This window comes from Desulfosalsimonas sp. (assembly GCF_055149105.1).
The window spans coordinates 1-12,543 of the sequence record NZ_JBSRLA010000082.1; the positions used below are offsets into that span (position 1 = coordinate 1).

The window sequence follows — 12,543 nt, forward strand, 5'->3', positions numbered from 1 at the left end:
CCGTAAAAAGTTTAAGATCAAGGCTTGCGCGATTCCGAAGAATGCAGCGTACTTATCCGTACGTGAAATTCTGAGGAATCGCGCGTAACGCAGATATTGAACTTTTTACAGCACCATCAAAAGTGAAACTGCACCATGGTGGCCCCCAGTTCAATAACATCGAATTCCGCAAGCTGAGTGCGGGTTTTGACAGGCTGATAATTTAGCTTTACGCGGCTTTTGGGGTGCTCCGGAACCAGATAATAGCTATCATCGGACTTTTCAATAAACGCCTCGGTTTTGCGCACACGCCAGCCACGGGCCCGGATATCACAGCCCGCATCTTTTCCCAGGGTTGTCCGGTTTTTTTCAACAGGCATGGGAGGGCGGGTTTCAGACAAAAAACTGATCACCGGCTGTACAGTGGTTTCCTTCTCCTCGGGTTCGGCCATTTCAGCAACCCCTCTGGCCAGCCTGGCCCGGTGGTCGGCAGTGTCAATCTGCAAAGTGGCCTGGTGGGTATTTTCCTGAAAATCCGGCGGTTTTTCCTCGTCATTGCCGTATGCGAAAACCATGGTGTGGTTCCCCAGGGAAATCACATCCCCGTGGGACAGGCGGCGGGAAATCACTAGTTCCTTGTTGACAAAAGTGCCGTTTCGGCTGTTGAAATCCGTGAGGTAAAAATGCTGTCCTTCGGGTTCCAGTTCCGCGTGCGTGCTGGAAACGGCCGAGTCCTCCACACGGATATCATTGTTTTGGGCCCTGCCGATACGAATTTTACGGGACGGATCAAGTCGATAGGTCTTGAGTTTTTGTTCACCGGACTTCAGCACCACATACGGCATAGACACCTTCCATGTCGATTTTCGGAAACACGGACCAATTTTAACAAATCTCATTGATTTTATTTAAAATTCATCGGTTCGACCAATATAGGCTTTTTAAAAACAAAGGTCAACCGCAAAATTGCCGTAAATCCCGCCGCTCCTGCGGAAAAAATCTCATTGACGGCCGGCTTAAAGACAAGCTAACCTGAAAATCGCTCAGTTTCGGCTGAAGTCATTTCATCATCCATTGATCCGCCCGGCCACCCGACTGCTGAAAGGGCAAACCAGGTTTTTTACATGCGCAAGGCAACTGCAGACATCCAGTCCATAATCGATTATTTCCTGCACCTGTTTACAATCCAGGTTCTGGGACCGGCCAAAAAACCGGATGCCGCACAAGCCGTCCGCATATCCGACAATTCAACAGCCAGTACCGTCTATGAATTAAAGCTCCGGATCGGGAAAACCGATAAATACCGGCGCATGAGCATACTGCCCATCGGTGAGCGGGTGGAGAGCAAAAGCATGTGTTTCAGTGTGATCTACGACGAACCCCTGGTCATCAAAATACCGCCCCACCCCATCACGGAACTGACGACCTATCTGGCTCACATCAAGCTGGAGCATCGGATTGCAAAGCGTTTGTCCCCGACTATTTCCTGTATCTTTCCCCGTATGCACACCATTCTAAAAAAACTGCCCTTTGTCAGGCTGCCCGGGGAACTTACCCCGGAAGAAACCGAAAATGCCTGCATTGCCGAACTCCGGGCAAAACCCGGGGTGCAGCAGTATCTGAAGATCAACAACAGCTTTGTTTATTTCATGGAGCTTTCCAGGCACGGATTTTTCAACCAGGTGATCGAATCCATGCACGTGGTCAAGGAACGCATGCGCAGCGATATCCTCCAGAGCATGCCCGAGGCGTTTACGGATCTGCCCACGTTCGAATCCCTATACGGAAATCACAGCGCACCGGTTTACCTGGATCTTTGCCGGCTTTACGCAGACTTCGAAGACCGGGTGGACCGCCTGAGCGGAAAACACGGAAACACGGGCGTGGCTCCTTACCAGCGCCGGCAGTGGTTTTTTTCCAGGATCGCCGGATTCCGGCCGGAAATCGAGGCGGACGACCTGCCCGAGGGCCTGCCCGAAAAGCTCCACGAACTAACCGATACACTCATCGCGGAAAACCGGCAGAGCCTGGACAATCTTTACAAAACCGTGCATGCCCGCATCCAGCACAAAAATTTTCAAACCAACCGGCTTCGCATAAAGGGGCTGACAGTCAGTGTGCTGGAACTGCTCTATCGCTTAAATCGGCAACAGGTGGCCATCCGGGATCTCAAGCCGGACAACATGTATATTGACCGCCAATTGGACGCGGCTGAACACATCCTGGCAGATCCAACCACATACGGGCTGGGCTTGATTGATCTGGAAACCGCCGTGGGTTTCAACAAGGGGGAAAAACCGCCTCAGCCCCTGCTGGCGGGCACGCCGCCTTTTGCCACCCCCTCGCACGTGTTTCCCAACCCGATTCTCCGGCGGCTTTATCCCGAAACCCTTGAACGCATCTTTTATCTCCAGGACTGGTATGCCGCCGTGGCCATTATCTTTCATATCATCAACGGCCGGGTGCTTTTTGCCAAAACCGGCCGGCTGATGCCCGAAATCATAAGAGCCCGGAGAAATGCCGGGAAAGACCCGGACCGATTGCTCCGGATGTATACCAACGTTTCCGGCAAATTCTGGAAGACCGCAATTGCCGAATTCATTGAAAAAATCAAGCGGTACCAAAACCGAACCGAATCTGTTGAAATCTCATTTCCCCACCACCTGAAAACCTTTCTCGCCGGGTCTGCATACGAGGAAAAGCATCAGCTTGAAGCAGACATCAGATCCCGGATCAACCGCCATTCATTTCTGGACCGGCGGCGGGACGAAATATTAAAAGCCTCGCCCCGTACCCTGCAGAAAAGCATCCGCGAAAAAATCCTGCAGGGCCGCAGACCGGATTCGCAAACCGCAGACGCTCTGCAGGCCCTTTATGCCATTGCGCATGCCAAATACCGGATAGCGCACCTCCAGGAATCCATCCAGCGCATTTCCTCGGCGGCAGACGCCTGCTTTATCCTGTCCTTCATGCTCGAACGGGTGTTTTACACCATGCATCCGCCCGGCTGGTCTGCAGACCCTTCCGGCCGGAAAGGCCCCTGCATGACGCTTTATCCCCCCCGGACAGGCAAAATCTGATCCTGCAATGCGCTCCGGAAAGCCGCCACTTCCTTTTCAAGCAGAGCCAGACGGTGTTCAACACTTTCTGTTTTGTTTTCCTTTGCCGCCTGTTCCAGGTCTGCGGCCGCCTGCCGCACGCGCATGCCGGACAGATTGGCAGAAGCCCCTTTCAGGGAATGCGCAGCCTGTCCCAATGCCCCGAAATCCTTTCGCAAGGCAGCCTGCCGGATCCTGTCCATGTTTTCGGCTGCATCCTCCAGAAACATCTCTGCGATCTCTGCGGCCAGTTCCATGTCGCCTTCCACCCGGTCGATAAAGTCGGCCTTGTCAAAAAGTGCGTCTTTGATTTCACTGTTGCCCATATATCCATATCCTCCAAAGGATTTTTCCGTATCTCATCACATCAGATGATCCGGTCCCGTAGCCGGAACGGAAGTTTCCAGGATTACCAGGGGCGCCTGGCCACATGCCTTTACACCCAGGCGCTGTTTCGGGCTGATATGACTGCAAAAGCCTTGATCCATTTTCTCCCGGTCCTGGTCCCGGGTCATCCAGCCGCTTCCCGAAATCAGGCTCCAGCAACACGCGGCATCTGCAGGCGATGTTATCTCAAAACTTTTTTCAGGATCGATTTCAATGCGCCGGATCGCGCATTGCGCGTCAGTGTGGATTTCAATCACAACGCCCCAGGGCAGAAACCGGGTGGGATGCAAAAAGGCTTCCCTGCGGTTGCGCGCCTTGAGACCGGACACAACCGACCTGACCTCCTGGCTCCGGTTGCGGTCGGCCACCAGCACCGCATCATCGGTTTCCACAATCACCAAATCCCGGATGCCGGCTGCGGCCACCAGCCGGGATTGGGCAAACACAAGGCTGTTTTTTGTTTTCTCAACCAAAACATCGCCTGTGCAGACGTTTCCGTTTTCATCCCCGGTGCCGCACTCCCACATGGCCGCCCAGGAGCCAAGATCGCTCCACCCGGCATCCATCGGGACCATCACGCCTTTTTCGGTTTTTTCCATTACCGAATAATCAATGGAATCCGCCCGGCACCGGCCAAAGGCGCCCGGGTCAAGAAAAAGGGCATCCTGTTCAACACGCCCGTTTTCCAGGGCAAGGCGGCAGGCATCAGCCATGTCCGGGTCAAACTGTTTGAGTTCCTCCCAGATATCTGCGGCCTGAAACAGAAACATCCCTGAATTCCAGCAGTACTGCCCCGAATCCAGATACTGCTGCGCGGTTTCCAGATCCGGCTTTTCCACAAACCTGGAAATGGCAAAGGCTTTCGCTTCTCCGGCATCCACGGCCGGCCCTTTGCGGATATAGCCGTAGCCGGTTTCAGGGCTTTGGGGGACCACGCCAAAGGTGGTCAGATACCCCTGCCGGGCAAAGGCGGCGGCTGTGCCCACTGCCTCGCGGAAAGCCGCAACATCGCGGATCAGGTGATCTGCGGGCAGCACCAGGATCTGCTCATCTGAGGACCGGGACATGGCTTTTAATGCCGCCACTGCAATCGCCGGTGCCGTGTTTCTCCCGACTGGTTCCAGAATGAGCTCAAACCCGTGGACCCCGATTTCCCGAAGCTGGCGGGCAATGCCGTATCTGTAGGTTTCATTGCAAATCACCACCGGCGGCTCCGGGCCCGCAATCCCGTCAAGGCGCATCAGGGTATGCTGAAGCATGGTCCGCGCGCCTGTCATCGCAAGAAGCTGTTTCGGATAAAGCTCCCGGGACATGGGCCACAGCCGGGTACCGGAACCGCCTGCCAGGATCACGGGTATCATAAAATCAGGTCTCCTTTTTCAGGATGGTTTGGCAAATGAAGGTCGATGTCTTTGCTCTGTGGTGATTTTGATCACGGACAAAGCAATTCAAAGCCTGTTGCAGCATCCGGCATCCGCCGGGCATCTGTGCCGGCAATCTCGATGACCACAGCTTCCATAACCTGCCAGACTTTGACACCGGTACGCACGCATCCGGTCACGCTGTTTTGCCCCCGGCCGCAGGCCATGTGCAGGTGCAGCACGGGTTTGCCCGCTTGATCGGGAAAAATCGTACCCGTACCAGCAGCCTCGTGCACTGCTTCAAGCAGATGGGTCATGGGGGTGATCTGCGCAGTCCGGCCGTTTTCAGGTCCCACCACCAGGCGGCTGTCCTTGTCCGCCCCGCCCAGGATGATGATGGCCGCGGCTGAGATTCGGTTTTCCGCGGAAAAGCTTTCAATGGCCTCATGAACAATATCGCCGTCTTCGAGCCGGACCACAAATACCCGGCCAAGTGATGCCTCTGAATATTTCATGGATTGATCTCCATGGCTGTTTTTGAAGTTGTGTGGCCGAAGCTCTCAATTGCCGCCGGCAGCCCCCTGACCGGATGGCCGTCAAAGGCTTGGCAGGTGCCCACGCAAAAGGCGTCGGGAAGCTGCCGGGAAATTGCGGAAAACACCTCCGGCGGGCAGGCAAAAAGCAGCTCGTAATCCTCTCCGCCCGCGGCCATGACATCTGCAGGGACCATTTGGTATTTTTCGCAAAAGGAAGCAAACTCCGGGTCTGCCGGTGTCCGGCAAAGATCCAGGGCCGCGGTGATCCCCGAGGCCCGGGCCAGGTGGCCCACATCTCCGGCCAGCCCGTCGCTGATATCCATGACACAGGCCACTGCATGATCTGCCAGCACCGCGGCTGCGTCAAACCGGGCCATGGGGCGCTTGAACGCCTCAACCAGCCCGGGAAACGAAAAATCGCCTTGCATCAGGCACTTTAGCCCGGCCCGGGCCCGGCCCAGGGGGCCGGTGGCATACAGGCCGAAGCCGGGCCGGGCAGCCGAGCGCACAGGGAAAATCCCGGCATGGCCGGATCCCACAGCAAACATGTCAATGGCCAGATCCTGCGCAGAAGACACGTTGCCGCCGCCCAGCACCGCACCCCGGGCGGCAAGGGATTTGCGGATGCCCTGATAAATTTCCATGACATTTTCCCGGCAAACCGTGGCCGGCAGGGCCAGGTTGACAAAAAGCGCCAGGGGCCGGGCGTAGCAGGCGGCCAGGTCGCTGAAGGCGGTTTCCGCAGCCTTGTATCCGATCTCAGGAAAGCTCTGCCAAAAGCGGCGGAAATGAATGTTTTCATGCTGGGTATCGGTGGTGATAACGGGCCTGGCGATATCGGAAAGCAGGGCCGCGTCATCACCGGCCCCCACCCGGAGCAGTCCTTGCGGGTCCCGGCCATCGCCCGGCTGTCCGAGAATCCGGCGGATCAATAAAAACTCGTCCTGCCAGGGCGTCTGCACAACCCGGGAACGGGTGCCGCAAGCTTGGGCAAAGCGGGCTGCTGCGGCAGCGGGATCATCTGCCCGGGTTATGGCGCTGATCACAGCCACCCCGTCTGCACCGCTTTCCATGCACGCGCCCACTGATTCCGGAAAAATGCCGCCAATGGCCACAACAGGAAGACCGGACCGGCGGACCACTTCGGAAAGGCCGTCCAAGCCGATGGCCTCTCCGGCATCCGCCTTGGTAGCCGTGGCAAATACCGGCCCGGTTCCCAAATAATCGCATTGGGCTGTATCGGTCCGGGAAAGCTCTTCCAAATCAGCCACAGAAACTCCCACAATGGCTGCAGGGCCCAGGATCTGCCGGGCCAGGGCCGGGTCGGCGTCCTGCTGGCCCAGATGCACCCCGTCAGCACCCAGGGCCCGGGCCAGGATCATGTCGTCATTAACGATAAACCTCACCCCGTGGATGGCACACATTTGGGCAATGGCCCGGGCCTCATTAAAATCCGGGGGCAAAAAAGCCTTGCTGCGGTACTGGACAACCGTGGCCCCGGCTGCTACGGCGATTTTCGCCTGCTCCAGGGGCCCGGCTCCGGAGGCGCCGTCATCGGTGATAAAGTAAAACCGCAGATCGATTCTCGTATTTTTCAAAGCACTCCCACGAATTTGACAAAACACGGCTACCGCATCTACACGCAGGCGCCGAAAATTTCCTGCCAGTGCTTAAAACGCCCGGTTTTCTCAGGCCCCCAGGGCTCCAGGGAGGCGGCCACTGCAGCCGGGTCCTTGCGGGTGCCGTCAGGCGGGGGCATCTTGGAGAAAAACAGATCCGCAAAACAGATAATCTGCTCTTCCAGGGTTTCAGGCAGCATGTCGCGCACCGGCAGGGCAAGCTGCTGTCGGGCAATATCTTCTGCGCAAAGCCCCACGCCCACGTGGCGCTCACATACCCGGGCATGGGCCGGCAGACCGTGGCTTTCCAGTATCTGCGCACCCAGCCACCCGTGGCAGACATAGGAATATATGCCGAAACATCCGATTTCCGGGGCATTGACCCGGCAGATGCCGATATCGTGGAGCATGGCCGCCTCTTGGATAAACCCTGTATCCGGTGCCAGGTGCGCCACCCGTTGGGCCACGGTCAGGGCGGCTTCGGCCACAGCCGTGCTGTGGGCGGTCAGCACCCGGTAAGCCAGGGTCCCGGGCCGGTAATAATTGCGGATCAGATCAAGCGGGTTCATTGACCGCAGAGGCGTTTTGCTGCACGCCGGACAAAAGCACCGCCTCGATAAACGGGTCAATCCAGCCGTCTAACACCGCATTGACATTGCCCACATCCATGTTGATCCTGTGATCCTTAACCATCTGATAGGGATGGAGCACATAGGAGCGGATCTGATTGCCCCAGGCGATCTCGCCCTTGCCCTCATGGATGGCCTGCATCTTGCGCTCCTGCTTTTCCTGCTCCAGCTGGTAAAGTCTTGCCCGCAGCACCCGCATGGCCAGTTCCCTGTTTCGAAGCTGGGATTTTTCCTGCTGGCACTGCACCACAATTCCTGTTGGCTGATGGGTGATGCGCACGGCGCTGCTGGTCTTGTTCACGTGCTGGCCGCCTGCGCCGCTGGCGCGGAACGTATCCACCCGAAGATCGTTTTCATCAATATCCACCACGATCTCATCATCGATTTCCGGGTAGACAAACACCGATGCAAAGGAAGTGTGCCGCTTGCCGCTGGCGTTAAAAGGCGATATCCGCACCAGCCGGTGCACCCCGGTTTCCACCTTGAGATAGCCAAAGGCGTTTTCCCCCTTGGCGGTAAAGGTCACGCTCTTGATGCCGGCTTCGTCTCCGGGCTGCAGATCCATGATATCAATGGTATATTTCTTTTCCTCGCACCACCGGTGGTACATGCGAAACAGCATCTCGGCCCAGTCCTGGGCCTCGGTGCCGCCGGCGCCGGCATTAATCGATACAATGGCATTGCGGCTGTCATCTGTGCCGCTTAACATCATGTCCACGGAAAACCGGCGGATCTGTTTTTCCAGTTTTTCTGCATGGCGGCGCACCTCTGTCAAAGAAGACGGATCGTCTTCTTCCTCGGCCAGTTCCAGCAGCACGCCGCAGTCTTCGATCTCCTTGTAAAGGTTCTGCCACCTTTCCATGCGCTGGCTTAAGCGGGAGCGCTCCTGGAGGATCTTTTTGGCATTGTCCGGGTCATTCCAGAAATCTTCGGCGGCCAGAAGACTTTCGATTTCCGCCAGGCGGCGCCGGGTTTCCGGGATGTCAAAGATACCCCTTTAGCTGGTCGATTTTTTCATACAACTCATTTACCATGGATTTGAGTTCCTCAGACATGGCCCTTGTCCTCCTTATTTTATAACAAAAGATATAACACCCCTGTCCGGGGCGATTTTCCATAAGATCCGGTTTATTTTTCCTTCTTTATCAGGAATCCCTGCGGGTTCTCAAGCCTTTTCTCAGGCCGGCCAGGACGAAAACCAGGGCTGCGGCCGCACAAAGGCCCGGCAGCAGATGGGGGTAGCGGGTGTAAAATCCGATCTCGTCTCCGGCCGTCGCCACGTCCCGGGTCAGGCTCGTGGTTTGAAAAACCGCAGAAGATTCCCGGATGCGGCCGGCCGGATCAATAAACCCGCTGATGCCGGTGTTGGCCGCCCGCACCACCGGCCTGCGGTTTTCCACGGCCCGGAACACGGCCATGGAAAAATGCTGAAGCGGCGCGGAAGTGTCACCAAACCAGGCGTCATTGGTGATATTGACCAAAATATCGGCCCCGGCCCGGACCATGGCCGCCGAAAGGTGGGGAAAGATAATTTCATAGCAAATCTGCACGCCCATATCCGCATTGCCGGCCGAAAGCAGGCGCCCGGGCCGGCCCGGGGAAAAATCGCCGGTTTCTGGCACGATTTTTCCCACAAACGGCAACCATTTTTTCAGGGGCACATATTCGCCAAACGGCACCAAGTGGACCTTGTCATACCGGCCGGCCACCCGGCCCCGGGCGTCGATGAGATAGGCGGAGTTAAACAAACGCAGCTTTTTTCCATCCTCCGGACGTTCGTAAGCAGGCGCGCCGGCCAGCAAAGGGATTTTCATCCGTTCTGCCGTGTCCAGGACCCGCCGGGTGCGCTGCGAATCATGAAAGAAATAAAACGGCACTGCGGTTTCAGGCCATACAACCAGGTCAGGCTGTTTTTCGGCAGCACTGAGCGAAAGCCGGATATATTTGTCCAGAGTCGCCTCCACATGGGCATCATCCCATTTCAGGGACTGCTCGATGTTGGCCTGGATCAAGGATACCCGCAACTGCCCGGCAGGCCTGTCTGCCGTATCCTGTTCTGCCAGCCGAAACATCCCGTATCCGCCATTTGCGGCAAAAAGCCCGGCCGCAACCAGCAGACCGGCAACAGCCGCACCCCGGCCCACCGGGCGGTTTTGCCACCGGCCATGAAACAAATGCATAAAAATGAGAAAAAAACACGCGCTCACCGCGCAGACAAAAAAAGACACCCCGTAGACACCGAACAAATCCGCTGACTGGATCAAAACCGGATACCGGTACTGGCTGTAGCCCGCAAGACCCCATGGAAAACCGGAAAACAAAAAAGTTTTGGCATATTCCAGGGCCACCCAGCAGACCGGGACCCAGACCACCAGAAACACCGGCCGCACAGGCACAAGCGTGACAGCCCAGGCAAACACCCCCGTGTACAGGGCCAGGTAAAACGCCAGCAACAGCAGGGCAAAAAAGCTCAGCCAGACGGGCATGGGCCCATAGCGGTGCATGGTGGGCACCAGCCAGTACAAAAGCAGCAGATAATGCACAAATCCGGCAAGCACTCCGAGAAGAAACGCCGCGCCCCCGCCACGGACCCGGCATATTCCGGCCAATAAAAGCCCCGGGGCAAACCAGGCGGCAAAGCCCGCCCCGATTTTGTCAAATGCGCATGCCAGCACCACTCCTGCGGCAATGCAGAAAAACACAGAAATGCTTTTTTCCGGGCTCAGTTTCATGGCTGGCATTGATTTATATTTGTCTTTCAAGCCGGTTTTTTTAATCAAGGATGGCCTTATCAGGATTTCCGACAATTTGTTTGTCTGCCGTCATAGCACAGCAAGTGCGCTGCGGCAAGGCGCAGAGCCTGGGGGGCGGAAAAAAATCCGCCGGCCGAAGCCATTGATGACCGCGGCAATTTTGTTTGAAACTCCATAAGGGATTTGTTAAAAGAAAAGACAATGCCCGCGGGGCGTTTTAGCAACACGAAAACAGCGCATGGACGGCCGGTACACACCGGCCTTGTGGCATTCACTCCGCACCGGAATTTTTTTCATGTCCATTACCCGATTCAGCAAAAAACGGATCCTGGTTACCGGCGGTGCCGGTTTTATCGGCTCTCATCTGTGCGAACGCCTTTTGGAAAAGGGCCACGAGGTCATTTGCGCGGACAACTTCTACACCAGCCGCAAGGCCAACATCGCCCATCTGGTCCACAACCCCTATTTTGAACTGATGCGCCATGACATCACCTTCCCGCTTTACGTGGAAGTCGATGAAATCTACAACCTGGCCGCACCCGCCTCTCCGATCCACTACCAGCTGGACCCGGTGCAGACGGTGAAAACCATTGTGCACGGCGCCATTAACGTACTGGGCCTGGCCAAGCGCCTGAAGGCCAGAATCCTGCAGGCATCCACCAGCGAGGTTTACGGCGATCCCCATGTACACCCCCAGACAGAGGACTACTGGGGCAACACCAACCCCATCGGCCCGAGATCCTGCTATGATGAAGGCAAACGATGCGCGGAAACCCTGTTTTTCGACTATTTCCGCCAGCATCAGGTGGATATCAAGGTTGTGCGGATCTTTAATACCTATGGTCCGCGGATGCACCCGGACGACGGCCGGGTGGTGAGCAATTTCGTGCTCCAGGCCCTTTTTGGAAAAGACATCACCATCTACGGCAACGGCAGCCAGACCCGGTCTTTCTGCTATGTTGATGACATGGTCGAAGGGCTCATGGCCATGATGGAAACCCCGGCCGGAACCACCGGACCGGTGAACCTGGGCAATCCTCACGAAACCCCGATCCTTGCCCTGGCCGAAAAAATCGTGGAAATGACCGAAACAAAAGCGGGCATTGTGTTTGCGCCCCTGCCGGAAAACGATCCCGTCCGCCGCCGGCCCGACACCACAAAGGCCCGGCAGCTTTTAAACTGGCAGGCCGCCACAGACCTGGACACCGGCCTTTCCCGCACTATTAAATACTTCTCCGAACTGGCAGGGCAGGAATAACAGGAGGGAGTTGGTCGGGGCGGCAGGATTTGAACCTGCGACTTCCTGCTCCCAAAGCAAAAAAGTCAATTTTTCACCCCTCTTCAAAGCTTTTCAATTATCCAAAAACTGCTTGAATTCTTAAACAGAATTATGCCATATTCACTTCATGGCATTTCATTAAAATTCATCCAAACTCACGCTTTTTTTGTACCCCGTTTTGTACCCTATTTTACGGGAGAAGGGATTGAAATTATGGCACTTACCGACATTATGGTAAAGCGGATTTCACCCCGGGAGAAGCGTTTTGAAGTGACGGATCGCAAAGGGTTGTCACTTCGCATCAATCCTTCAGGCAAAAAGGTTTGGGTCTATCGCTATCTTTTCGACGGCATCCCCCGGCGGATGACCCTGGGCATCTACCCTGCCATGACGCTTGCCGAAGCAAGAGAAAAACATAGCACAGCCGTGCAGGATGTGGCAAGTGGCGTTGATCCGGGGCGTAAACAGATGGAGGCCAAGGCCAAACGGAAGGCCTCTCCCACATTTACAGATATCCTTGAAGAATTTTGGGACGTTGAGTTGCAGTATAAAAAAGCCGGCCGTGAAACAAAACGCCTGCTAACCCATGATGCAATCCCCGCATGGGGCAACTGGAAAGTCGCTGATATAAAACGCCGCGATATTGTCATACTGCTGGATAAAATCCGCAACCGGGCACCTGTAACGGCAAACCGGGTCCACACGGCATTGAGCAGGCTGTTTAATTTCGTTGCTGAAAGAGGCGTCATTGAAGACTCCCCCTGTACCCGGATTCGAAAGCCGCAAGAAAAAGGACGAGATCGGGTGTTGGTTTTCTTTTTAAACGGACTTTTATTATCTGATTATTTTGAACTGTTTGATAAATTTTCACATTATTTGCACCGGGGATAATTCAGACTGGC

Annotated in this window: 11 protein-coding genes; 3 read left to right on the top strand and 8 right to left on the bottom strand. The window is 55.9% G+C overall.

The genetic code is table 11. The features are described from left to right. Positions 1-116: 116 nt before the first annotated feature. Positions 117-824 (bottom strand): FHA domain-containing protein, encoded by a 708-nt coding sequence (locus ACTCIA_RS15060; RefSeq protein ID WP_463002629.1) that lies wholly within the window; start codon positions 822-824, stop codon positions 117-119. Between the two features lie 279 nt (positions 825-1,103). Between ACTCIA_RS15060 and ACTCIA_RS15065 the strand changes: the two genes are divergently transcribed. Next, positions 1,104-3,059 (top strand): hypothetical protein, encoded by a 1,956-nt coding sequence (locus ACTCIA_RS15065; RefSeq protein WP_463002630.1) that lies wholly within the window; start codon positions 1,104-1,106, stop codon positions 3,057-3,059. Here ACTCIA_RS15065 and ACTCIA_RS15070 read toward each other — a convergent pair. From ACTCIA_RS15070 to lnt, 7 genes are all read right to left on the bottom strand, one after another. Then, on the bottom strand, positions 3,032-3,403 hold the full coding sequence (locus ACTCIA_RS15070; RefSeq protein ID WP_463002631.1) for an Hpt domain-containing protein: 372 nt from the start codon (positions 3,401-3,403) through the stop codon (positions 3,032-3,034). The genes ACTCIA_RS15065 and ACTCIA_RS15070 overlap by 28 nt on opposite strands. A gap of 36 nt (positions 3,404-3,439) precedes the next feature. Beyond that, positions 3,440-4,825, bottom strand: coding sequence for a mannose-1-phosphate guanylyltransferase/mannose-6-phosphate isomerase (locus ACTCIA_RS15075; protein WP_463002632.1), 1,386 nt, complete (start codon positions 4,823-4,825; stop codon positions 3,440-3,442). 71 nt (positions 4,826-4,896) lie between these two features. Continuing rightward, entirely contained in the window at positions 4,897-5,340 is a 444-nt protein-coding gene (locus ACTCIA_RS15080) for a PPC domain-containing DNA-binding protein (RefSeq protein WP_463002633.1), read from the bottom strand. Beyond that, entirely contained in the window at positions 5,337-6,959 is a 1,623-nt protein-coding gene (gene thiL, locus ACTCIA_RS15085) for a thiamine-phosphate kinase (protein ID WP_463002634.1), read from the bottom strand. The genes ACTCIA_RS15080 and thiL overlap by 4 nt, the downstream gene beginning before the upstream one ends. 38 nt (positions 6,960-6,997) lie before the next feature. After that, complete coding sequence (locus tag ACTCIA_RS15090; protein WP_463002635.1) at positions 6,998-7,549, bottom strand: HDIG domain-containing metalloprotein; 552 nt, start codon at positions 7,547-7,549, stop codon at positions 6,998-7,000. Next, positions 7,536-8,664, bottom strand: a protein-coding gene (gene prfB, locus ACTCIA_RS15095; protein WP_463002636.1) for a peptide chain release factor 2 whose coding sequence is annotated in 2 segments (ribosomal slippage) — positions 7,536-8,594 and positions 8,596-8,664 — 1,128 coding nt in all. Because the reading frame shifts where the segments join, the coding sequence is not laid out codon by codon here. Before prfB ends, ACTCIA_RS15090 begins: the two co-directional genes overlap by 14 nt. A 90-nt stretch (positions 8,665-8,754) precedes the next feature. After that, on the bottom strand, positions 8,755-10,350 hold the full coding sequence (gene lnt, locus ACTCIA_RS15100; protein WP_463002637.1) for an apolipoprotein N-acyltransferase: 1,596 nt from the start codon (positions 10,348-10,350) through the stop codon (positions 8,755-8,757). Between the two features lie 307 nt (positions 10,351-10,657). On the opposite strand from lnt, the gene ACTCIA_RS15105 reads away from it, so the two are divergent. Both ACTCIA_RS15105 and ACTCIA_RS15110 read left to right on the top strand, forming a co-directional pair. Further along, positions 10,658-11,620 carry a UDP-glucuronic acid decarboxylase family protein gene (locus ACTCIA_RS15105; RefSeq protein ID WP_463002638.1) on the top strand — a complete coding sequence of 321 codons (963 nt, stop codon included), beginning with the start codon at positions 10,658-10,660 and terminating at the stop codon, positions 11,618-11,620. Between the two features lie 234 nt (positions 11,621-11,854). Continuing rightward, positions 11,855-12,532 (top strand): tyrosine-type recombinase/integrase, encoded by a 678-nt coding sequence (locus tag ACTCIA_RS15110; protein ID WP_463002639.1) that lies wholly within the window; start codon positions 11,855-11,857, stop codon positions 12,530-12,532. Positions 12,533-12,543: the final 11 nt, after the last annotated feature.